The 24798-nt window shown below is 30.2% G+C and carries 22 protein-coding genes; 20 read left to right on the top strand and 2 right to left on the bottom strand.

Annotation, left to right across the window (positions count from 1 at the left end):
* Positions 1–4 precede the first annotated feature (4 nt).
* Positions 5–1183, top strand: a complete 1179-nt coding sequence (nifS, locus tag OIO11_RS09905) for a cysteine desulfurase NifS (RefSeq protein ID WP_268071289.1) — start codon at positions 5–7, stop codon at positions 1181–1183.
* A complete protein-coding gene (gene mnmA, locus OIO11_RS09900) occupies positions 1156–2271 on the top strand; it encodes a tRNA 2-thiouridine(34) synthase MnmA (RefSeq protein WP_268071288.1) in 1116 nt (371 codons plus the stop codon). The genes nifS and mnmA overlap by 28 nt, the downstream gene beginning before the upstream one ends.
* Before the next feature lie 61 nt (positions 2272–2332).
* Here mnmA and OIO11_RS09895 read toward each other — a convergent pair whose 3' ends face one another.
* The gene (locus OIO11_RS09895; RefSeq protein ID WP_268071287.1) at positions 2333–3460 is read right to left on the bottom strand and encodes a glycosyltransferase family 4 protein; all 1128 of its coding nucleotides are present in this window, start codon (positions 3458–3460) and stop codon (positions 2333–2335) included.
* Between the two features lie 142 nt (positions 3461–3602).
* On the opposite strand from OIO11_RS09895, the gene OIO11_RS09890 reads away from it, so the two are divergent.
* The 10 genes from OIO11_RS09890 to OIO11_RS09845 all read left to right on the top strand — a co-directional run bounded on the left by OIO11_RS09890 (position 3603) and on the right by OIO11_RS09845 (position 14066).
* Positions 3603–4607 (top strand): CotS family spore coat protein, encoded by a 1005-nt coding sequence (locus OIO11_RS09890; protein ID WP_268071286.1) that lies wholly within the window; start codon positions 3603–3605, stop codon positions 4605–4607.
* A 140-nt stretch (positions 4608–4747) separates the two neighbouring features.
* Positions 4748–5689, top strand: a complete 942-nt coding sequence (locus OIO11_RS09885; RefSeq protein ID WP_326497933.1) for a DUF975 family protein — start codon at positions 4748–4750, stop codon at positions 5687–5689.
* Between the two features lie 153 nt (positions 5690–5842).
* Positions 5843–6730, top strand: coding sequence for a sporulation peptidase YabG (gene yabG / locus OIO11_RS09880; protein ID WP_268071285.1), 888 nt, complete (start codon positions 5843–5845; stop codon positions 6728–6730).
* Positions 6731–6963: 233 nt separating this feature from the next.
* Positions 6964–7200 carry a Veg family protein gene (locus OIO11_RS09875; RefSeq protein ID WP_268071312.1) on the top strand — a complete coding sequence of 79 codons (237 nt, stop codon included), beginning with the start codon at positions 6964–6966 and terminating at the stop codon, positions 7198–7200.
* A gap of 130 nt (positions 7201–7330) precedes the next feature.
* Complete coding sequence (locus OIO11_RS09870; RefSeq protein WP_268071284.1) at positions 7331–8893, top strand: DUF3794 and LysM peptidoglycan-binding domain-containing protein; 1563 nt, start codon at positions 7331–7333, stop codon at positions 8891–8893.
* Between the two features lie 88 nt (positions 8894–8981).
* Positions 8982–9824, top strand: a complete 843-nt coding sequence (ispE, locus tag OIO11_RS09865) for a 4-(cytidine 5'-diphospho)-2-C-methyl-D-erythritol kinase (protein WP_268071283.1) — start codon at positions 8982–8984, stop codon at positions 9822–9824.
* A gap of 208 nt (positions 9825–10032) precedes the next feature.
* Positions 10033–10224 carry a CLC_0170 family protein gene (locus OIO11_RS09860; RefSeq protein WP_268071281.1) on the top strand — a complete coding sequence of 64 codons (192 nt, stop codon included), beginning with the start codon at positions 10033–10035 and terminating at the stop codon, positions 10222–10224.
* Between the two features lie 86 nt (positions 10225–10310).
* Positions 10311–11771 carry a spore germination protein gene (locus OIO11_RS09855; protein WP_268071279.1) on the top strand — a complete coding sequence of 487 codons (1461 nt, stop codon included), beginning with the start codon at positions 10311–10313 and terminating at the stop codon, positions 11769–11771.
* Positions 11772–11796: 25 nt separating this feature from the next.
* A complete protein-coding gene (locus OIO11_RS09850; protein WP_268071278.1) occupies positions 11797–12891 on the top strand; it encodes a GerAB/ArcD/ProY family transporter in 1095 nt (364 codons plus the stop codon).
* On the top strand, positions 12888–14066 hold the full coding sequence (locus OIO11_RS09845) for a Ger(x)C family spore germination protein (RefSeq protein WP_268071277.1): 1179 nt from the start codon (positions 12888–12890) through the stop codon (positions 14064–14066). The genes OIO11_RS09850 and OIO11_RS09845 overlap by 4 nt, the downstream gene beginning before the upstream one ends.
* A gap of 49 nt (positions 14067–14115) precedes the next feature.
* On the opposite strand, the gene OIO11_RS09840 is transcribed toward OIO11_RS09845, so the two are convergent.
* Positions 14116–15303 (bottom strand): dicarboxylate/amino acid:cation symporter, encoded by a 1188-nt coding sequence (locus tag OIO11_RS09840; RefSeq protein WP_268071276.1) that lies wholly within the window; start codon positions 15301–15303, stop codon positions 14116–14118.
* A gap of 706 nt (positions 15304–16009) precedes the next feature.
* Here OIO11_RS09840 and ilvA point away from each other — a divergent pair.
* The 8 genes from ilvA (at position 16010) to OIO11_RS09800 (ending at position 24643) form a co-directional block, all read left to right on the top strand.
* Positions 16010–17233 carry a threonine ammonia-lyase gene (gene ilvA, locus OIO11_RS09835; RefSeq protein ID WP_268071275.1) on the top strand — a complete coding sequence of 408 codons (1224 nt, stop codon included), beginning with the start codon at positions 16010–16012 and terminating at the stop codon, positions 17231–17233.
* 185 nt (positions 17234–17418) lie between these two features.
* On the top strand, positions 17419–18078 hold the full coding sequence (gene spoIIR / locus OIO11_RS09830; protein ID WP_268071274.1) for a stage II sporulation protein R: 660 nt from the start codon (positions 17419–17421) through the stop codon (positions 18076–18078).
* 95 nt (positions 18079–18173) lie between these two features.
* Complete coding sequence (ypeB, locus tag OIO11_RS09825; RefSeq protein ID WP_268071311.1) at positions 18174–19535, top strand: germination protein YpeB; 1362 nt, start codon at positions 18174–18176, stop codon at positions 19533–19535.
* Between the two features lie 412 nt (positions 19536–19947).
* Positions 19948–21588, top strand: coding sequence for a SulP family inorganic anion transporter (locus tag OIO11_RS09820; RefSeq protein WP_268071272.1), 1641 nt, complete (start codon positions 19948–19950; stop codon positions 21586–21588).
* A 217-nt stretch (positions 21589–21805) separates the two neighbouring features.
* Positions 21806–22837: a D-alanine--D-alanine ligase family protein gene (locus OIO11_RS09815; protein ID WP_268071271.1), complete on the top strand. Its 1032-nt coding sequence runs from the start codon at positions 21806–21808 to the stop codon at positions 22835–22837.
* Positions 22838–22872: 35 nt separating this feature from the next.
* Positions 22873–23856 (top strand): tRNA 4-thiouridine(8) synthase ThiI, encoded by a 984-nt coding sequence (locus tag OIO11_RS09810; protein ID WP_268071270.1) that lies wholly within the window; start codon positions 22873–22875, stop codon positions 23854–23856.
* A gap of 17 nt (positions 23857–23873) precedes the next feature.
* Complete coding sequence (locus OIO11_RS09805) at positions 23874–24290, top strand: DUF1934 domain-containing protein (RefSeq protein ID WP_268071310.1); 417 nt, start codon at positions 23874–23876, stop codon at positions 24288–24290.
* A gap of 59 nt (positions 24291–24349) precedes the next feature.
* A complete protein-coding gene (locus OIO11_RS09800) occupies positions 24350–24643 on the top strand; it encodes a ribose-5-phosphate isomerase (RefSeq protein WP_268071269.1) in 294 nt (97 codons plus the stop codon).
* Positions 24644–24798: the final 155 nt, after the last annotated feature.

The raw sequence follows: 24798 nt of genomic DNA, 5'->3' as shown, positions 1-24798 counted from the left end.
TAAAATGAAAGAGAAGATATATATAGATTATGCTGCTACAACTTATATAAAGGATAAAGTCTTAGAAGAAATGCTCCCTTATTTAAAAGAAGAGTTTGCAAATCCATCTGCTCTATACAGGATGGCGAGAAAGTCGAAAAAAGCTATAGGTAAATCTAAAATGAGGATTGCAGAAACTATAAATGCACTTGAGGAGGAAATATTTTTTACATCAGGAGGTTCTGAATCAGATAACTGGGCAATAAAGGGAGTAGCTTTTGCTAATAAGGATAAAGGAAATCATATTATTACTACAAAAATAGAGCATGATGCTGTATTAAATACCTGTGAGTATTTGCAGAGCCAGGGATTTGAAATTACTTATTTATCTGTAGATAAAGAAGGTATGATAAATTTAGACGAATTAAAAAATGTAATTAAGGAGAATACTATTTTAGTTTCTATAATGTTTGCCAATAATGAAATTGGGAGTATTCAGCCTATAAAAGAAATAGGGAAAATTTGTAGAGAAAAAAATGTGGTGTTTCACACAGATGCAGTTCAGGCAGTAGGGCATATACCAGTAAGTGTTCAGGATATGAACATAGATTTATTATCTATGTCTGCTCACAAGTTTTATGGACCAAAAGGTATTGGAGCTCTTTATATAAGAAAAGGAATAAAGATACATAATTTGATTCATGGTGGAAGTCAAGAAAGAGGTAAAAGAAGCGGCACAGAAAATATGGCTGGTATCGTAGGAATGGGAAAGGCAATACAATTAGTTTCAGAAAATTTAAGTGAAGAAATGAACAGATTAAGTTATCTAAGAGATAAATTAATAAATGGATTTTTAAAAATACCTTATGTTAAATTAAATGGACCTATAGGAGAAAGTCGACTACCCAGCAATGTAAATATAAGCTTTAAATTCGTAGATGAAGAAGCTCTTTTTATAACTTTAGACAGTATAGGTATACATGCTTCAAGTGGAAGTGCATGTTCAGCTGGAGCAGTTGAACCATCTCATGTACTTGCCGCAATAGAAGTACCTGAGGATATGTTGAAAAGTTCTGTAAGGTTTTCTATGGGTGAAAAAACTACAGAGGAAGAGATAAATTATTTACTTGAAGAAATACCAAATATAATTGAAAGAATTAGAAAACTAAGTTCAGAATGGCAAGAGTTAAACAAACAGAGGTGAAAAAAGTGAGTAAAAAAGTAGTGGTTGGTATGAGTGGAGGTGTAGATAGTTCTGTAGCTGCTTATCTTTTAAAAAAACAAGGTTATGATGTTATAGGTGTTACTATGCAAATATGGCAAAGTGATGAAGAAGCAGAAATAAGGGAAGGTGGATGCTGTTCTTTAAGTGCAGTAGATGATGCGAGAAGAGTAGCAGATAAGTTGGAAATTCCTTTCTATGTTATGAATTTTAAAGAAGCTTTTAAAAAAGATGTTATAGACTATTTTATCGATGAATATATGGAAGGAAGAACTCCTAATCCATGTATCGCTTGCAATAAATTTATAAAATTTGATGCTTTTTTAAAGAAAGCTCAAGCTATAGGAGCTGATTATGTAGCTACTGGACACTATGCTAGAATTGAAAAGGCTGAGGACAGATATTTAATAAAAAAAGCAGAAGATGATACCAAGGATCAAACTTATGCTTTATATAACTTAACTCAATATCAGTTGGCACATACTTTAATGCCTTGTGGTGAGTATCGTAAAAGTGAAATCAGAGAAATTGCAAAGGAAATCGGATTGAGAGTTCACAATAAAAAAGACAGTCAAGAGATTTGTTTTATATATGATAATAATCATGGTAAATATATAAAAGACCAAGTAGGAGATAAAGTTAAGGAAGGAAACTTTGTTGATAAAGATGGAAATATACTTGGAAAACATAAGGGAATTGTTTATTATACTATAGGTCAGCGTAAAGGTCTAGGAATAGCTTCAGGTACACCTATGTATGTAACGGACATAATTCCATGGAAAAATGAAGTTGTTCTAGGAAGTGAAGAGGAGATTTTTAATACTAAGCTTATTGCAAAAGATATAAATTTTATTCCTTTTGATGCCTTAAAAGAGCCTTTGGAGATAGAAGTTAAAATAAGATATTCAGCAAGGCCGTCTAAAGCAGTCATATATCCTATGGAAAATCAAAGTATTAAAGTTGTTTTTGAACAAAAGCAAAGAGCAATAACTAAAGGACAGTCTGTTGTATTTTATAATGGAGATTATATGCTTGGTGGTGGTATAATTGATAAGATTGTTTTGGATTAATATTTATAAGCATAAAATAAGTACCAAAAGTTCACTTTTGGTACTTATTTTATATTAAGTTTTAGTATGTGATAATACTTTCATAAGCTTTTTTAGTTTTTTCAGCAGTTTTTATCCAGTTAAAATGAGAGCTTCGCAGTAGAGATTTTTTTATTAATTGGTTTTCTAAAGTTTTATTTTCGATTATATAATACATAGCATTACTTAGTTCTTCTATGTCATAAGGATTTATAAGCATAGCTGCATCCCCTACTACTTCTGGAATGGAGGTAAGATTAGAAGCTATTATTGGTATGCCGCAAGCCATAGCTTCAATTGGAGGCAAGCCAAAGCCTTCATATAGAGAAGGATAAACAAAAATTTTAGAGGCGTTATATAGAATCGGCATATGTTCTAGAGGGATAAAACCAGGAAAAATAACATTGTTTTCTATTCTTAAATCCTCGGCTTTTTTTTTGTATTTGCTGTAGGATTTCCCTTTTGAACCTGCAATAACTAATTTAATTTTTGTATTTTTAGATTTGGAAATAAGTTTACTAAAGGCGTCAATTAAACCTACGATATTTTTTCGTGGACTAAACCCTCCTACGTACAGAATATAATCATCCTCTATGGCATAAGTTTTTTTTATAAATTCTTTACAAGTATGTTTATTTAATGGCTTATAAATATCTTCATTAGCTAGATGAGTTACAAATATTTTTTCAGGTGGAAAATTAAAATAGTTTACAATATCCTGTTTAGAATAATGAGAAACTGTTATAATTCCATCACACATAGGAATTATCCTTGGAATTTCTTTAGTAAATATCTTTAGATATTGTTCGCCAACTGTTTCAGGCATTTTATATGGGATAATATCATGTAAAGTAATTACAAAGGGGCATGCTTTTGTTTTTGGTAAACCAATGCCATTTTGAGGAACATGATATAAGTCAATATCTTTAATTTTAAGGATATTGGGAATGTTAACTTCATCCCAAAAGTTACCATTCATATTCTGACTAATATTTTTAATAATAAAATTTTGATTAAATTTTATAGAAAGGTTATTACTTTCAGGCATAAAAAGTAAATATTCATTATGTGAATCTATTTTATTTAGTGAATTAATCAGCTGATATGAATAGGTACCAATACCTGTTCCTCTATAGCATTTTGCAGCTCTAGAATCTATTCCTATTTTCATATTGCATCCCTTCAAAAAAGTGATAGTTTATTATAATTTCATTATATTGATGCTTTATAAAAAATGTTAATTAGTTATAAATAAAAATTATATTCTAAATAAATTTTTATTTACATATAAATTTATAGGGGAGGCGGTAAAAATGATGAGGGAGTTTGAAATAGAGAGACAATTTGATATTAGAATTGAAAGTATTAAGCCTAATAAAGGAGTATATTTTTTAAAAACTAATAAAGGAATGAAGTGCTTAAAAAGAATTAATTATGGAGTTCAAAAATTATATTTTGTATATGCGGCTAAAGAACATTTAATAAATAATGGTTTTGAATATGTAGATAAGTATGATTTGAATATTGAAGGAGAACCATATGCTCTTGTGAATGAGGATGTATATACCTTATCCCAGTGGCTTGAAGGAAGGGAATGTGATTTTCATGATAATGATGACATTATAATGGCTGCTAAAGCTCTTGCACATATGCACTTAGCTTCTAAAGGATATGATCCTCCTGAAAATAGCAAATTAAAAACAGATTTAGGAAGATGGCCGCATCTAATGGAAAAAAGAGTTAGAGCTTTAGACAAAATGAGAGATATGTCCAGAAAAAGGAGCAGAAAAGGTGACTTTGATTTTAATTATGTGAAGAGTGTTGAATTTTACAAAAAATTAGGCAAAAGAGCATTAAAGGTTTTGAATGATTCAAATTACTTGGATATATGCAGAGTTACAGAGGAAGAAAAGAGTTTTTGTCACCATGATTATACTTACCATAACATAATTATGGATGAAAATAATCAAGTAAATATAATAGATTTTGATTATTGTAAAAGAGAAGTAAGAGTATATGATATATCTAATTTTATGGGCAAAGTGTTAAAGAGAAGGGAGTGGAATATACAATGTGCAAACATAATTATTGATGCATATAATGAGGTTAGTCCATTAAGTAAAGAAGAATACAGAGTATTATTTGCATTCTTATTGTTTCCACAACGATTCTGGAGATTAGGTAATAGATATTATTACAATGAAGTAAGTTGGGCTAATAATACTTTCAATAAAAAAATTCAAACTTTAATTTCTGAGCAAGAACAATATATGAAGTTTATTGAAGATTTTAAAGAAGCTTATGGACAACAAGAATGAACTATGATAGGACCATGTAAGTTATAAAGGTGCTTACATGGTTCTATTATTTTTAATTTCTTATTGTGTATAAATGTAAAATATATTAGTATAGTATTTATAACTAAGTTACACTTTATAACTTACGGATAAAATATAGAATGTTGGGAGGGAAGCTCAACACTAAAGTTTTTAGTGTTAAGAGCGGAATGATGGAAAAAACCGGTAAAAACATAAGGTCATTGAAGAAACAAGCACTTCAAAGGCTTAGGGGGAACTGGATGGCAGCTATTTTAGCATACATTGTTGTTTTGCTACTTAATGGCATTTTTTCCTATGTATCAAGTATGAGTAATATATTTGCTTTTATTTTACGTGGCAATTACACTTCACAATCAAGTTGGAAGCAGTTAGCACAAGGTACTGCAACTACAACTATATTATCTAATGTAGGATTACTTGTTAACTTGTTAATAGGAGGAGTCGTTACTTATGGAATATATAGATTTTTTCTAAATCTAATTAGAAAAAATAATCCTCAAATAGAAAATGTATTTTCTGGTTTCAAACATTTTGTAAAGAATTTTCTACTTCAACTTATTATAATGATCTTTACATTCTTATGGGGGATTGTTGTATACATTCCAGCAGTAATACTTATAACTATTATTAGTATTTCTAGCAGTTCTGGCGCCTCTATATCGCTATTAGAAGTGTTAGGAGTTATATTGGCAGTTATTATTCTGATAGGATGTGCTGTAATTATTTATATTATTACAGCTCGTTATTCCATGGCTTTTTTTATTTTAAATGATAACCAGAATTTAAGTGCTATGGAGTGTATAGAAGCCAGTAAAACAATGATGGAAGGACATAAGAAGAGATATTTTTTAATGAATCTAAGTTTTATAGGATGGGATATTTTATCTATATTTACTTTAGGTATAGCATACTTAGGGGTAATACCATATAAGTATGCAACTAGAGCTAGCTTTTATGTTGATTTAATTGGAGAAGAAAAATCAAAAAAAATAGATATGGAAAATAAGGTTAATATTCCTAATGAAACTTGGGGAATAAAGGACGAATTTACTGAAAAATAATTGCGAATGAAGAAAATGAGGATAAGTATATAAGTGTGATACTTATCCTCATTTCTTTTTTTTATGTTTTTGAAACTTATTTTTTAGTAGTTTCACTTATTTGATATTTTTTTCATACAATAGAATAGGATTGATTAAAATGGAGTTGATAGATTGAAGATAGGTGATATTGTAGTAAGAAAATCCTACGGAAAAGATATAACTTTTAAGATTATAGATATAAAAGAGGGGGAGGAAGGGTGTGTCTATGTTCTTAAAGGAATTAACTTAAGAATAATTGCAGATTCGCCGGAGGGTGATTTGGAGTTTGCTACTAAAGAATGTATGGGTAAAGAAAATGCTGTATTTAATAAAAAGGTTAATGACAATATAAAAAAAATACTGATAAATAGAATGAAGACAAACAAATATAGATCAGCTAAAGAAAGTAAAAATAATAAAATTACAAAAGATATTACTAATAATGAATCTATGCTATTTGGCAGACCAGGAAGAATTTTGCATATAGATGGAGATGCAGAATATCTTGATGTATGCATGAAAACATATAAACAATTAGGGATGGAAGCAGTTGGGCATGTAATAGCTGAAAAACAACAGCCCAATACAGTATTACAATTTGTCAAACAGTTAAAACCCGATATAGTTGTTTTAACTGGACACGATGCCATAATTAAGGGATCAAAGGACTACATGAATCTAAATAACTATAAAAATTCTAAATATTTTGTAGATACTGTTATAGAGCTTAGAAATTATGAACCTAATTATGATGATTTGGTTATATTTGCTGGGGCATGTCAATCTTGTTATGAGGCTATATTGGATGCAGGTGCTAATTTTGCAAGTTCGCCAAATAGAGTTTTAATTCATTGTTTAGACCCGGTTTTTATTTCAGAAAAGATTGCGTACACTAATGTTGAAAAAATAGTATCTATTCAAGAAGTCATTCGAAGTACTATTACAGGTATGCAGGGTATTGGAGGTCTTCAAACAAGAGGTAAATATAGAGAAGGATTTCCAAAATCAAAATACTCATAAAAATAAGTTTTTTAATATATTTGTGCATATTAATGGAAAAAGTGAGAATACTAATAATATATTAGCTGAGATGGTTTTAATTAGCTTCAAGTTAAAAATAACGCTTGAAGCTCCATTTGTTTACAGAAATTTTACATTGACAAACCTAGTGTAGTGGTGATAAAATAATTAGTTAATTTGACAAAAAGGTAATTTGGTAGTATAATATATAATGTAGAAAGAGGGTGCTTGCTGTGGATAAAGTTAATGTTTTAGCGGCTATCAAAAATGAGATTGATGATCATATAGGAGAAAAAGTAACGCTAAGAGCTAATAACGGAAGAAGAAAAATAATTGTAAGCAATGGAATCCTTGAAAAAACATACACTAGCATTTTCGTTGTTAGATTAGAAGACGACACCCAAAGGACAGTCACATATAGTTATTCAGATGTTTTGACTAAAACAGTTCAAATAGACTTCGCAGGATAAAGAGTGATGCTGGATCTTTCAGTATCTCTTTTTTTATATAAAAATGAGAATATTAATAAATTTTAACATATTTTTACCATAGCTTATATATACATTAGTTAGTAGGTATTTTATGGGAGGGACGATGTGTATGGCTATGGAATTGATTAAGGAGAATATAGAGTATGAGCAACTATTTGGAGAAAAGACTATAGATACTGTAGTAAAGGAAGAGTATGTTATACCAGATATTCAACCAGATGTAAGAAAGATACTTATGTTAGATGCTAAACCAATTATAATAAATAAAGAAATAATGCAAAATAAGGTTTATGTAGAAGGGCAGATAAAATGTAATGCTTTGTATCTTGCCAATGTTGATGAAGAAAGTGAAGTTTACAATGTAGTTTATACTAAAGATTTTTCAAACTATATTGAAATCAATGGAGCTCAAGCTGACATGAATTGTACTGCGGAATGTTATATTGAACATATGGAATGTAATGTAATAAATGAGAGGAAGATTGCTGTTGAAGGTATAGTACAGTTAAAGTCTTCAGTATATAAAAAATATGAGTTTGAAGTTGTAAAGAGCGTTGAAGATTTAGAAGACCTTCAGTTATTAAAAAATCCTTCTTCGGTTGATAAAATTGTTGGTATGGTACAAGGGGAGCTAATAAGTAAGGCTCATATGCAGGTATCCATGGATAAACCAGAAATAGGTAAAATATTAAAGTGTGATGTTAATATTCATAAAAGAGAAGTTAGGTTATTAGAAGGAAAAGTTCAAATGGAAGCATTTACTCATATATCTCTTTTGTATAAAGCAGCGGGCAGTAGAGAACTTTACCATTTAGAAGATGATGTATTTATTAGTGATGAGATTGAGTTTGAAGGTGTAGACTATTTTATGAATAGTTCTTCAGAGTTTAGAGTTGATGATGTAGTATACGATATTAAAGAAGATGATTTAGGAGAAAATCGTGTAGTTGATGTAGAAGCTTTAGTAAAGTGTCAAACAAAAGTTATGTATAAAGCTGACATAGATATGATAGAAGATGCTTATTCTCCTTCTAGAATGCTCAAAATGGAAAAGAAAAACTATCAGTTAAATGTAATGCTTGGACAAAACGATTGTGAGACTATAATTAAAGAAAATATAGAATTAGAAGATAAAACTGCAAGACCAACAGAAGTTATTATGTCCAGTGGTAATATTTGTGTAACAGAAAAAAAATTAGTAGAGGATAAAGCTATAGTTGAAGGGTTATTAAATGTAGATATTATCTATAAAACTGATGATAAAGAAAAATATGTTTGCAAAGTAAGTGAAGATATCCCATTTAGTTGTGTAGTAGAAATACCAGGTGCTAAGATTGATATGATGTGTATTGCTAAAGTATATTTAGAGAGTATGGAAGCATTTGTTGAAGCAAATACTATTGCAGTAAAATCTGTAGCAAGTGTTTATGCTAGAGTTAATTATACAACACATAAAGAATTTTTGACTGATGTTATTCCAATAGAAGATGGAGTTGTTGAGAAAAAAGCTAGTATTATAATATATGTAGTTCAAGAGGGGGATACCCTTTGGAAAATAGCTAAAAGATATTGTTCAACAGTAGAAGAATTAGTAAAAATAAATGAAATAGAAAATGCAGATAATATTATGGTAGGTGAAAAAATGATTATACCTGGAAGAGCTATTATATAAAAAAATATCTTTAAAAACGGCTTTGCCGTTTTTTTTTATGTTATAATAAATGGGTTAATTTTTAAACTAGTTTTATGGGGGTGGAACTATGATAGTTAAAGCCTATGCTAAAATAAATATATCTTTAGATGTAGTTGGAAAAAGAGAAGATGGATATCATTTATTAGAAATGATAATGCAAAATATAGAAGTGTATGATACTCTAACATTTGATAAGAATGAGGATGAAATTAAAATAAAGTGTAATAAGCACTATATTCCTACTGATGAACGTAACTTGGTATATAAAGCTGCCAAGCTTTTTATGGATACATATGATATAAAAGGTGGAATTGATATAAGGATAAATAAAAATATTCCAGTAGCAGCGGGACTTGCCGGGGGAAGTGCTGATGCTGCGGCTACTTTAATTGGAATGAGAACAATATATGATATGAATATTTCTCGTGAAGAACTTTGCAAATTGGGATTACAAATAGGCGCTGATGTACCGTATTGTATTGTTGGTGGAACAGCTTTGTGTAAAGGAATAGGTGAGAGAGTAACTATATTAAATCCTTTCAAAGGGCATATTTTAGTTTTAGTTAAACCTAATTTTGGAGTTTCTACTAAGGATGTGTATAAAACTTTAGATATAGATAAAATATACAAACATCCAGATACTAAATCCCTAATTAAAGCAATAGAACAAAATGATATTAAATATGTAAGTGAAAATATGAAAAATGTGCTTGAAAATGTTACGTTGAAGAAGCATGTAGTTTTAAAAGATATAAAAGAAAGAATGGTTAAAATGGGAGCTGTGGGTTCTATGATGAGTGGTAGTGGACCATCAATATTTGGATTCTTTGATGATATGCTGAAAGCTCAAAGATGTTATGAACACTTTAAAGAAAAGTATAAAGAAGTTTTTATAACGAGAACCATATAAAAAAGAGGCGTGAAGGTAGAAAGTATCTATCTTCACGCCTCTTTAGGTTATTTTAAAGTTTTATATAAAGCATTCATTAATTTTTGCTTTTTTATTCAGTCAAAAAAAGCTTTGTGCTAGTCACTAAATTCTTTAAACTCTTATTTAAAAAGTGTATATTTTCAAATACTAAAGCAAAAAATACTTTAAGTAAAGTAGGGGTGAAGTTATGAAAATTTTAGATTTGTTTGGAAAATATTTTTTAGCTTTAATTTTAATACAAGGTTTTATATTAGGTTTTTATGATGTTAAAAGCTTTGAAAAAGAGAAGCTAAATCAAGTAGCTAAAAAAGCAAAAGTAGTAGGAAGAGGGTCAATCATTATAGCAGTAATATTATTTGTTTTACGTAAAGTTATTTAAAAAGAAAAGTAGAATTATCAGTGGTGAATGGAGACTGGAGAGTGCGGAAACTAAATTGCAAACCAATTAAGAAGGGCGTGAACTGATTGGAAGAATGGGTAAAAAAAAGTATTTCGCTTAATGTGGATGATGATATTAATTATATGAAAGAATTGTTTAAGGACAGTTCAGATATGATTTTCAGACAGTTTTATGTATATCAGTGGAAAGCAGCCTTTGTATATATAGATGGGATGGCAGATAAAATTTTATTGAATAATTTTGTATTAGAACCTCTGATGGAAGAAAATATAGATATACAAAAGGTAGAGGATATTAAGGAAAGGATTTTAGCTGTTTCAGATTTAAGGGAGGTTTCTGACCTTTCAGAAGGAATAAATGCTATGTTATCTGGTGATACTTTAATGCTAATTGATGGATTAGGGGCAGCATATATTTTAGCTACTCGTTTTTGGCCGGCAAGAGGTGTTAATGAACCATCGGGAGAAACTGTTGTAAGAGGAGGACGAGATGGATTTACAGAAACCATAAGATTCAATACTGCTCTTATTAGAAGAAGAATAAGAGATACAAGATTAAAAATAGTTCCCAAAGTATTGGGGGCACGTTCTAAAACAGATGTTTCAGTAATGTATATAGATGATATTGTAAATCAGGATGTCTTGGATGAATTAAAAAAAAGGATAGATAAAATAAATATAGATGCTGTGTTGGATAGTGGTTATGTTGAACAAATGATAGAGGATAATACTTTTTCTGTTTTTCCACAAATTCAAAGTACAGAAAGGCCGGATGTTGTAGCGGCAGCTTTATATGAAGGAAGGGTGGCAGTGTTGGTGGATAACTCTCCTTTTGCAATTATAGTACCTGCAACGTTGCCTAATTTACTGCAGTCACCGGATGATTATTACCAAAGATGGATACATTCCACAGTAATACGCTGTATAAGAATTTTTGCACTTATCTTATCAATTGTTTTACCAGCATTATATGTAGCTGTTACATCTTTTCACACGGCTATTATTCCTACAAAGCTGGCATATTCGATAGCAGGCTCTAGAGAAGGAGTTCCTTTTCCTGCATTTGTTGAAGCTTTGATTATGGAAATTAGCTTGGCATTATTACTGGAGGCTATTATTCGTCTTCCTAAGCCTGTAGGAGCAACTATAGGTATTGTAGGAGGTCTTATTATAGGGCAGGCTGCGGTGAGTGCAGGAATAGTTAGTCCTATAATGATAATAATAGTTGGGGTAACAGCAATTACAGAATTTATTACCCCGAATTATGGAATAACTTCAGCTTTAAGGCTAATAAGATTTCTACTTATTATTGCATCAGCTGTTGTTGGACTTTATGGCATAATGCTAGGACTATTAGTTGTGCTTATTCATTTAATTAGACTTAAGAGCTTTGGAATACCCTACTTGGCACCTGCTGTTAATCCCAATGTTAGAGATTTTAAAGATATGTACACTAGGTTACCGTTTAAATTTTTTAAGGAAAGACCTGAATATATGAAAACAAAAGATAAGATTAGACAAAAATAGGATTAAAGAAGAGGTGAGGCGATCTGTGGATAATCAAAATATTATAAGTGATTATGATTTAGTTGTAAGTATTATAGTAACTGTTGTTGGAACGGCAATTTTTGCGTATCCAAGCCAACTAAGTAACATGGTAGGGACTGATGGATGGATTGTTATTTTATTTAGTGGAGTTGTTACAGCGTTATTGCTTTATTTATTGAATAAAGCTATAGAGGTAAATAACTATGGTAGACTTTTAGATATTTTGCATAGTAATTTTGGAAATCTTTTAGGTAATATCATTGCTTTTTTTATTGCTGCAGCAGGAGCTTTTATTATTTCATTTCAAATGAGAACATTTATAGAGGTTATAAAAATGTATCTTTTGGAAAAGACTCCTACAGAGTTTTTGATTTTGCTGATGATTTTAACAGGAACTTTTTTAATACGTGGAGAGTTTGAAAGTATTATAAGATTTAATGAGATAGCTTTTGGGCTTATGTTTATACCTGTTTTACTATCAATACCTTTTATATTGAAAGGAGTGGATTATACAAATATATTACCTGTATTTACTCATGAACCTATAGAATATTTAAAAGCTAGTAAAGTAAGCTTTCTGAGTTTTTCGGGTTTTTCAGTAATATATATGTTATTTCCTTATGCAAAAGATAAGAGCAAAATTTCTAAAGTTACCCTTGGAAGTTTAGGGTTTATTGTGGTTTTTTATTTAATAATAACATTAATGTCGTTGATGGTTTTCTCTAAAGAATATAACTCTCAATTATTATGGCCGTCTATAACTATGATTTCTACTGTTGATATACCAGGAAGTTTTGTAGAAAGATGGGAAGGGATAGCTATGATATTTTGGTTAATATTTTATTTTACTACTTTTGTGAATATTTATTATTTTAATTCAGAAATAATAAGGGACATTTTTCATCTAGAAGATATAAAGATAGCTTTAATGCTGGTGATTCCTTTTATTTATATTGCAGCTTTATATCCAGAAAATATAGCAGAAGTTTATGATATTCAAAGCAAGGTTATACCATATATTGATACCACAATTATTGGAGTAATACCTGTAATACTGCTGATTATTGCTTTTTTTAAGACAAGGAGAGTTAAAAAATGAAGTGTAAAAAAATTATACATTTGATGTTGCTCTGTTGTTTATTGAGTGGATGCTGGGATAAAGTTGAGATAGATAGGAAGAGTTTTATATCTACTATTGCTATAGATGTGGGAAAAGATATTAGTAAAGAGAAAGAGTTCAAAAAAATAAAATCTGATGAAATTTTTAAGCAAGAGGAATTGAAAAAGTTGAGTATAACTTATGGATTTCCAGATATAAGTGAACTTGGACCTCAAAAAGGGGGGACTGCTGAGGCAAAGTTTATTACTACTGATGCTTATTCAATGCATGATGGATTTAATGAAATGGCTTCTAAAACAAGTAGAAGTATTCATTTTGGTCATCTAAAACTTTTAATATTAAGTGAAGAAGTGATGGCTTATCCAGAAACTCTTAAGGAAATATTTGATTATTTTGAGAGGCATCCTTCTGTTAATAAGACTATGTTGGTAGTAGTTGCAAAGGGCAGAGCGGAAGATTACGTTAAATATCAACCTAAAATGGAAAAAAATATTGAATACTATATAACTGGACTAATGGAGAATAGTACAAAAAATTCAAGTATATTTCCTATGACATTAAATGAATTGTTGATTTTATTATATCAAAATGGTAATGCCATAGTTCCAGCTATAAATTATGAAAAGGCAAAAGATGAGATTGCTATATCGGGAGTAGTGGTTATAAAGGATTATAAATTAGAGGGGAATTTAGACAGAATGGAAACAGCAGCACTGGAGATATTAAGAGGTAAAATAGAAGGTGGAAAGGAAACTGTAATTATAGATGGGCATCCAGTTGAATTTGAAATAGGTGGTGTAGACAGAAAGATAAAGCTGATAGATGAAAATAAAGACAAACTGGAATTGAAGGTTGATGTAAAATTAGAAGGTATGCTAAAGGGATATACTACTGGAGAGGAAGTTTTTCTAAAGAGTCGTTTAGAAGAGATTCAGAGTAATTTTGATGATGTTATTGAAAGACAGTGTGAGAAAGTTACGAGAATAACTCAAGAAAAGCTTTTAGTAGATCCTATAGGATTCAGGGAATACATTGAAAAGTTCCATCCATCTGTGTATAAGGAAATAAAAGATGACTGGGAAGAGGTTTATAAAAATGCAAATATAGATGTAAACATACAAACAAGGATTAGAAGAATTGGAATAACTAAATAATAATGAAAAACCCCCTGTTTTTTATAGGGGGTTTTTTAATTGAATTGGTTTAGCTTGCAGCTTTAATTTTACCAGATGCTCTATCCCATTTCTTTTGAATAGAATCAACTATCATAGCAATAGCTTGATCTCCAGAAACATTACAAGCAGTTCCGAAGCTATCTTGTGCTATATATAAAGCTATCATTAATCCTGTCATTGTTTCGCTAAATCCTAAGATTGATTGTAAGATTCCAAGAGCAGCCATGATTGCACCACCAGGTACTCCAGGAGCAGCAACCATTGTTACACCTAGCATCGCTATGAATCCAAACATTTGAGGTATACTTACAGTCATATTATTTAACATCATAACAGAGATTGCGCAAGTTGTTATTGTCATTGTACTTCCTGATAAGTGACAAGTTGCACAAAGAGGAATAACAAATTCTCTTATGCCTTTAGTAGTTTCTAGTTCTTCTGCACATTGTAGGTTAACTGGTATAGTAGCAGCAGAAGATTGAGTTCCTAAGGCAGTTACATAACCTTTAACTTGAGTTTTAAGTGCTTTAAATATATTTTGATTGTTTGAAGAACATCCAATTGCAAATTGGATAACAAGCATAGTGAAATGAAGACAAAGTATTATTAAGAATACTTTCCAGAATACTGAAAATACTGTTGAAGCTTCTCCAGTATAGGTCATGTTAGCAAATATCCCAAGAATATGAAATGGAAGTAGTGGAATAACAACATCTTCAATGACAAGGGATATTATTTGTTGAAAGCCTATAGCTGCATCTTTTAAAGTCTTATTTTGAGTTTTGGCTATACCTAATCCTAAAACAAAAGCGAATATAAGTGCACTCATAACTGCCATGATTGGTGGCATTTCAACTACGAAAAAAGGTTTTAATGCTTTTTTTGCTTTGTCTAAATCAGAAATAGCAGAACTATTTATGATTTTTGGCAATATGGTTTTTCCAACAAGTAAAGCATATGAGCCTGATAATAATGTGAATAAATAAGAAAATCCAACTGTAACACCTAAAAGTTTACCTGCTCCTGTACCTAAGTCAGCAATACCAGCAACGATAAATCCTAAAATAATTAGTGGAATTGCAAATCCTAAGAATTGTCCAAAGATAGAAGTAAATGTTACAAAGACACGTGTAACAAATATTGGAGCAAATTTTCCAATAAGGATACCTAGAATAATTGCTAAAAGGATTTTGGGTATTAAACCTAATTTTTTCATTTACATTCCTCCTTATATTAATAAATAAAATATATATTGAAGTTATCAATATTCATTATTCAATTACCAATGTATAAAAAATTCAATGGTATTTCTTGGAGTTTATATATAAGTAATGAATTTTATTTTAAAATTATCCTTTAATATTCATAAGGTGTATTTCATACAAAAATGAATGTTTAGTAATTTGAAACTTCATATGATAAAAAAATACTAATAGTGGAATCGTTATCATAAATGTAATGTATTGTAAAAGATTCTTCGTGAAAAAAGTATATCACATAAAAAAACATAATGCAATCTACTTTTGGAAAATGATTACTTTTAAAAGAGAAATCCGTGATACAAAGACAAGTATCCGCTGTGAGAGAAGAAAAAACATGGAGTTAAAAAAAAGATTGACTAATGTTTTTGAATAAAATACATGTGTTTCTCATAAGAAAAAATTTTATATTTATACAATTTTTTCAAGGAAAAGTAGTGACAATTTGTGATTTTAATTTATAATAAAAGTATGAGGGATATTTTATGAATTCATAAAAATGACTATTTTATGAAATGTTTTAGTTTGAATAATTCAAAATAAAGAAAATTCTGAAAATATCAAATCAAGTAAAACAATCTAATAATTATCCAGAATCATTAATATGAAAACGATTTTAGAAAGTTTTTTATACTTAAAAATAATGAGTGAGGGGGAAAAACAATGAGTCTTGATTTAAACAAAATAAAGAAAGCGCAAGAAAATATCAAAGGAGTAGCAAGAAGAACTCCACTATTTTATTCAAGTACTTTTTCAAAGCAAAGTGGATATGAGGTTTATTTAAAGTGTGAAAACAAACAGAAAACAGGAGCTTTTAAAATAAGAGGCGCTTATAATAAAATAGCTAGCTTAACACAAGAAGAAAAAGAAAGAGGCGTAATTGCATCATCAGCAGGGAATCATGCTCAGGGAGTAGCGTATGCGGCAACTGCTTTTGAAATTAAATCTACAATAGTTATGCCAGATACTGCACCACAAGCTAAAGTTCAAGCAACAAGAGGATATGGCGCTGAAGTGGTTCAATTTGGAGAGGTTTACGATGAATGTTATGGAAAAGCTTTAGAGATACAGGAAGAAACGGGAGCTACTTTTGTTCATCCTTTTAATGATGAAGATGTTATGGCGGGACAAGGAACTATAGGACTTGAGATTTTAGAAGATTTACCAGATGTAGATGCTATATTGGTTCCTATTGGCGGCGGTGGACTAATATCAGGAATAGCTGTTGCGGCTAAGAGTATAAAACCGGAAGTTAAGATAATAGGGGTTCAAGCTGAAATAATAGCTTCAACTAAAGCATCTTTAGAGGCAGGAAAAATAGTAACAGTTCCTGGAGTTAAATCTCTAGCGGATGGTATATCGGTAAAAACACCAGGAGATATTACATTTGAATATATAAAAAAATATGTAGATGAAGTTGTAACTGTTTCAGAAGATGAAATATCATATGCTAATTTTACACTTATGGAAAGAAGTAAGTTAATAGCTGAGGGGGCAGGCGTTACACCGTTAGCGGCATTATTAGCTGATAAAATAAAAATAGATGGTAAGAAGGTTGCGGTGTTGATCAGTGGAGGAAATATAGATATAGCAATGGTATCCAAGATAATAGGAAGAGAATTGATAGTTCAAAAAAGAAGATTATGTTTTTCAGTAGAATTACAGGATAAAGTTGGACAGCTGGGTGAGCTTATAAATGCTATAGGTAAATTAGGGGCTAATATAGTAAAGATAAGACAAGAAAAGAATTGGGAAGAAAAAGGCTTGGAATGTGCAAATGTACTTGTGGAAATTGAATCTCAATCAAGGGAACATTCACATGAAATAATTAATTCCTTAAAGAAAAATGGATATAGATTAGATGGTGTAAATTTATTAAATGATTAATAAGTATAATACTTCCTATTAAAAAAGATAGAAATATGAAATTTGTATATTCTTGGAACTAAAATTGAGATGGAGTTGTTACTTCATCTCAATTTTAGTTCCAATTTATTTTAAACCAATTGTATAGAAAAATAAGTAGTGGCAATAATTCGAATAAAAGATAAAAAAATAGGGGGACAAGTAGTATGAAAAATAAATTTATTGCCATTATATTATTTTTAATCCTTGTGTTAGGAAGCATTTTAGGAATATCCTATATGAAAGCTGATGCAAGTCAAAAGTCTATTTCTGATAAAATTATAAGATTTCATGTTATAGCTAATAGTGATACTACAGAAGATCAAGCGTTGAAACTAATGGTTAGAGATGAGGTTTTAAATTATATATCTCCTAAGCTTAAGGATTCAAAAGATATAGATGAATCAAGAAAAATCTTAGAAGAGAATAATGAAGTGATAAAAGAAATAGCAAGAAAAGTTATTAAAGAGAATGGATATAAATATGGAGTGGTAACTATGTTATCTCATGAAAACTTCCCGGTTAAAAGTTATGGTAATATAACTCTTCCACAAGGAAATTATGAAGCTTACAGAATAATAATAGGAAGTGGCGAAGGGCATAATTGGTGGTGTGTTATGTTTCCACCTTTGTGCTTCACGGATATAACAAAAGGGGAAGTTGCTTACAAAGAAACGGAACAAGAAATGAAGCAAGTTCTAACTCCTGAAGAATATAAGCTCGTAAACAACTTAGATACTAATACAATAAATGGTAAGAAAATAGTTGTGAAGTTTAAGTTTGCAGAAATAGCTAAAAGTTTATATAAGAAAATTCAAGGGAAATAATTCTCTTGGATTTTTTGCGTATATCTAAAATTAATACAACAAATAATAACATAAGATGCCATAGGAAAAACGAAGGGAGGAACAGTGAAATGAAAATGAGTAAAAAAAGAATTGTTTATACTATTGCTGTAGCATTTATTGTGGTATTTTCAACTACTTTTGCTATTTTGATGACTTTAGAGAGAATGGATTATAGGAATTATTTACAAGGCGAATATAGTAAAAATATGTATCAATTAATGGATTCGGTGAGGGGTATAAAGTCTGATTTGGCTAAATCAGCTGTAGTAGGATCAAGAGAACAGAGTATAGTTGTGTTTGGGGATATATTTAGATATTCTGATATAGCAAATGATAAGATACATTCTCTTCCTATACCTCAAGAATCTATTGAAGGAACAAGCAAATTTTTATCTCAGGTTGGAGATTTTTCTTATAGCCTTGCTAAGGCTTCAACACAGGGAAGGGAATTAAGTGAGGATGATTATAGAAATATAGAAGAATTAAAAAATCAAGCGGATTATTTGTTGATACAATTAACGGATATTCAGGCAAATATAAATGAAGGTAAAGTGAAGTGGGGAGAGATAAGAAAAAAGGTAAGCGGTATATTGAAAAAAAGTGATGAAAATTTAATTACAGATAAATTTAAGGCTATACAAAAACAAGTTGTTCAATATCCTACGTTTATATATGATGGTCCATTTTCTGATAATGTTTTGGATATAAAACCAAGAATAGCTTCTGAAAAGCGAATTACTGAAGGGGAAGCTGTAAATGTGGTAAAAAATCTTTTGGGAAAAGATAAAGTGTTAAATGTAGTGAAAAAACAGGAAGATGGAAAAACCAGAATACCTGCTTATAGTTTTGAGGTTACTCTTAAAGGAAGAGAAAAAGGAGAGACGGTTGTTTTAGAAGTGAGTAAAAATGGAGGAAAAATTGTTTATTTATTAGATAATAAGAATATAGGTGAAGCTAAAATAGATGTAAAGAAGGCTGCTGATATAGGAAGTAAGTATTTAAATAATATAGGATATAAGAATATGAAGTCTACATATACATTAAAGGGTGAAAATACAGTAATAATTAGTTATGTTTATAATCAAGAAAAAGTTCCTGTCTATCCTGAACAGATAAAGTTAAAAATAGCTTTGGATAATGGAAGTATAGTTGGAGTCGAGAGTGAAAAGTATTTGATAGCTCATATATCCCATAGAACTATACCTAAACCTAAAATTAGTGAAAGTAAAGCCAGAGAAAAGGTAGGAAAAAAATTAAAAATATCTTCAATAAGACTTGCTATAATACCAACTGAGATGGAAAAGGAAGTTTTATGTTATGAATTTAATGGAACCTATAATGATGATAGTTTTATAGTATATATTAATGCAGATACAGGGTATGAGCAAAAAATACTTCAAATTATTAGTACTGAGAATGGAGAACTTACAATATAAGAATGTTGCGACACAACATTCTTATATTCCCCAGTCGCCAATCACCAATCCCCAGCGTAAAGAAAAAACATAAAAGCAATTAAAAGCAATTAAAAACAATTAAAAACAATTAAAAACAATTAAATAAAATAAAAAAACTAGACTTAAAAATAGAGCACTTCTATTTTAAGCCTAGTTTGCTTTATTCTAATTTTAGTTTTGCATTAGCAAAACGTCATTGTCTGGGGACTGGTGATTGGGGACTGGTGAATAGAATAAAATTGCTTCACAATTTTATTCTATTGTGTTTAGGCTAATTTTTGAAGAAATCTAAATTAATGTTGAAAAATACAAAAATGGGTCTATAATTATATGGGGTTTGTTTTAAAGTAAAAGTATATAAAAGAATAATAAAAGGTTGGAGGGTTTATTAGTGTTAGTACCAAAATTATTTACTTGTTTAAAGGATTATAGTAAGGAGCAGTTTATAAGAGATGTAATTGCGGGAATTATAGTTGCGATTATCGCTCTTCCTTTATCGATAGCTTTAGCTATAGCTTCTGGTGTTTCGCCTGAAAAAGGTATGTATACAGCTATTGTTGGAGGATTCATAATATCTTTATTAGGTGGGAGTAGGGTTCAAATTGGAGGACCTACAGGAGCTTTTGTAATTATTGTTTATGGAATTATAGAGAAATATGGGATTGAAGGGTTAACTATAGCAACCATAATTGCAGGTGTTTTCTTGATTATAATGGGTTTATTTAGATTCGGGGCTATGATAAAGTATATACCGTATCCTATAACTACCGGATTTACTAGTGGTATTGCGGTAACTATATTTTCAACTCAAATAAAAGATTTTTTTGGAATGACAATAGATAAAGTTCCGTCTGAGTTCATTTGTAAATGGATGACGTATTTTAAAAGTATAAATTCTATAAATTTAACAGCTTTGTTTATAGGTGCGTTATCTCTTTTGATAATAATATTTTGGCCTAAAATAAATAAGAAAGTGCCAGGAACTCTTATTGCTGTTATCGTAAGTACAGTTATAGTTATGGCTTTTGGAATGAATGTTGAGACTATAGGTAGTCGTTTTGGAGATATACCAAGTGGTTTTTCCATACCTGTAATTCCTAAAGTAAATATTAATATGGTAAGAGAACTTATTATGCCAGGAATAACTATAGCTATTTTAGGTGGGGTTGAGTCTCTCCTATCAGCGGTGGTTGCAGATGGGATGATTGGGGGAAATCATCGTTCTAATATGGAACTTGTAGCTCAAGGAGTTGCTAATATTTTTTCGGGTGTTTTAGGGGGAATACCAGCAACGGGGGCGATTGCAAGAACTGCTGCTAATATTAAAAATGGAGGTAGAACTCCTATTGCAGGAATTGTACATGCTGTAAGTCTTTTAGTTATAATGTTAGCTCTTATGCCTTTGGTTAAATTGATACCTATGGCATCTTTGGCAGCTATATTAATTGTAGTATCTTATAATATGGGAGAATGGGAAGCGTTTAAACAAATGAACAGAGCACCTAAAAGTGATGTTTTGGTGTTTTTAACTACTTTTGCTTTAACTATTTTCTTGGATTTAGTAGTAGCAATAGGTGTTGGGGTTGTACTTTCGTCTTTTTTATTTATGAGAAGAATGGCAGAAGTTACAGATGTTACATATGAATTAGATGTAAGAGAAAATGATGAGTGTGCTAGAATTTTAGAGGATAATGCTGCTTTAGAACAAATTTCTTTTTATGAAATTAGTGGACCTTTCTTCTTTGGAGCGGCAGATAAATTTGTTAACACTATTAGAGAAATAGGAGTACCATCCAAGGTGTTAATAATAAAGATGGGAAGTGTGCCGGCAATGGATTCTACAGCTTTTCATGCTATGGAAATGTTATATGATATTTGTAATAAAAATAAGACAAAGCTTATTATTTCGGAACTTCAAGAACAACCAATGCAGATGCTTGAAAAATATGGTTTTATAGAAAAATTAGGACATGAAAATTTTTGCCCCAATATCAAAGAATCGGTAAGAAGAGCGGATGAATTATTGGTATAATTTCACAATAGAAATAAAACATAACAAAAGATTAATTTTAAAATTTATTCCAAGTAGTAAAGTACATTTAAAAGTTCACATATTTAGGATGTTGGTATATAATTTGAAGTGGTGATAATTAGTATCTAAGAAAATTACTTTGTAATTTTCTTAGATGAAGAATAAATTATAAATATTATATTTATTGATAAGAAAAGTTGTGTGAGGAGAGAATAATATGAAAAAGAAAGTAGCTATATTATTTGGAGGGCAATCTACGGAACATGAAGTATCACGTGTTTCAGCTGCTTCTGTATTGAGAAATATTAATTTGAGTGAATTCGATGTACATCCAATAGGTATTACTAAGGACGGAAAATGGTTTGAATATACAGGTTCCATAGATAAAATAGAAAGTGGAGAATGGGAGCAAGATGAGTTTTGTAAGGGGGCAAATGGACAAAAAATTCTTTTTAATAGAGAAGTAGATGTAGTTTTCCCAGTGATGCATGGTATGTATGGAGAAGATGGTACAATTCAAGGACTGTGTAAGCTTGTAGAATTACCGTGTGTAGGACCGTCGATTATGTCTTCTGCTGTGTGCATGGATAAGGTATACACAAAATATGTTCTGGAGAATTTTGGGGTAAAACAAGCTGAGTATGTTGTGGTAAATGCTCATGAATATACAAAAAATAAAGAAGAAATATTGAAAAGAATTGAAGATAAATTAGGATATGCAGTATTTATAAAACCATCAAATAGTGGTTCGTCTGTAGGAATAAGTAAAGCCAATAATAGAGAAGAGTTAGAAAAAGGCCTTGAAGTTGCACTAAAGTTTGATAGAAAGATTTTAGTTGAAGAAAGTATAAATGCAAGAGAAATTGAAGTTGCTGTACTTGGAAATGATGAACCAGTTGCTGCTGTACCTGGAGAGATTATACCAGCTAATGAATTCTATGATTATGAGGCAAAATATTCAAATGCAGAATCTAAACTTTTAATACCTGCTGCTTTAAGTGAAGAAAAACTTCAAAAGGTTAAAGAAGAAGCTATTAAGATATACAAGATTTTGGATTGTGCTGGTATGTCTAGGGTTGATTTTTTAGTTGATAAGACAACAGAAGAAGTATACTTAAATGAAGTGAATACTTTACCGGGATTTACCAAGATAAGTATGTATCCAAAAATGTGGCAAGCATCAGGAAAAAGTTATAGCCAGCTTATAACTGAACTTATAGAATTTGCTGTAGAGAGAAATAATAGATAATAGAATAAAAAAAGAGATTGAGAAAGGAGAAACGCATGACAAAAGCATTAGCGCTTATATCTGGTGGGTTAGATAGCATACTTGCTGCTAAACTTATAAAAGAACAAGGAATAGAGGTAATTGGTATATGCTTCAAGTCATATTTTTTTGGGCCTGAAAATGCAAAAAGAATGACTAAACAAATAGATATACCTTTAGAAGTTGTAGATTTTTCGGAAGAACATTTAGAAACTGTTAAAAAACCAAAGCATGGGCATGGAAAAAATATGAATCCTTGTATTGATTGTCATGCTATGATGATGAGAGATGCAGGAAGGCTTTTAGAAAAATTTGATGCAGATTTTATTATTACTGGAGAAGTTTTAAACCAAAGACCAATGTCTCAAAATAAGGCTTCTTTAAATGTTGTGAAAAAAGAATCTGGAATTGGAGAAAAAATACTAAGACCTCTTTGTGCTAAAGTTTTGCCACCAACTGAGATGGAGTTAAATGGATTGGTAGATAGAGAAAAATTACTTGGAATATCAGGAAGAAGTAGAAAGGTTCAAATGGAACTTGCTGAAAAGTGGGGAATAAATGATTATCCATCACCAGCAGGAGGCTGTAAATTGACAGAACCTAATTATTCTATAAGGCTTAGAGAATTTTTTGAACATACAGAAGAAGTTACTGAAAGGGAACTTGAGCTCTTAAGGGTTGGAAGACATTTCAGAGTTACTGAAGGCTGCAAAATAATATCTGCAAGAACAGCAGCGGAAGCTGATGAACTAAAAAAACTACTGACATCTGATGATACTGGATTTTTAGTGAAGAATTTTAGAGGTTCTATGGTGGCGATAGTTGGGGATTACACGGAAAAAGATATTGAATTTGCAGCAAAGGTTGCTGGAAGATATTCTAAGGGCAAAGATGAAGATGCAGTAAGTGCTATGTATGGGCAGTATACAAAACCATATGATAAAGTTATTGATGTAAAACCGGCTACTGAAGAAGAAATAACTCAATATATAATAGGATAAAGGAAGTGAAGGTGTGGATGGGTAAAAAAGCCATAATATCTGTTGGAAGTAAACAAATAGGCAATGAGGATGAAGCAATAGAGATTATTACTCAAGGAGAGTTTTATGAAAAAGAGAACTGCTATTATGCAGTTTATGAAGAAACAGCTTTATCTGGCATGGAAGGAACTACTACAACACTAAAAATTGAGCCTAATGAGTTTTCTTTAATAAGAATGGGAACAACAAATGCTAAAATGAAGTTTAAGAATAATAAAAAAGAAATATCTATGTATAATACTCCTTACGGCACATTGGAATTATTAATAGAAACTAATAAGCTTAATATAGATATAAATAATGAAGGTGGAAAAGTTTTTATTGATTATGACATGAGTCTACAGGGACAAAAAACTTTGAAAACTATATTAAATATTGATATCAAAACTAAATAAATATGGAGCTTGTGTTTAATAAAACCTCATTTGGATAATAATTCAAGTGAGGTGGTTTTATGTATAATATAGACAAATATGAGGAAATAATTAAAATTATTTGTTGTATGAAAGAAATTGAAAGAAAAGAAATATATAAAATAATGAAAGATAAGGAATGTAAGTATCTTTTATTTTTGTTGTTAAAGAAATATAAATGTGATGATTTGCATAAAATAAATAGAGATTTTTCCATAAATAATAAAAGAAGTATTAGATATAACGAGAAAAGGGGTGAAGAAAAATTTCTTATAAACAAGGGATTTAGAGAGATATATTTTGAGATTCAAGATAAGCTTGATGAAGTAAATTAAGCAAAAAAATAAAATAAAAAAAGACTAGCACAACAACAAGAAATGTGATATCATAGTAAATATGTTTTAGGGCATACTTAAACTATTTTATAGGGTAATTTCTATTATAGTAGCTAGTATATAATTTGTCAATAGATTTTTACATAATTCAAAGG

This window comes from Clostridium sp. ZS2-4 (assembly GCF_026719745.1).
Taxonomy (GTDB): Bacteria; Bacillota; Clostridia; order Clostridiales; family Clostridiaceae; genus Clostridium_H.
The sequence above is the reverse complement of the archived record's forward strand: the minus strand, read 5'-3'. Positions and strand labels throughout refer to the sequence as shown.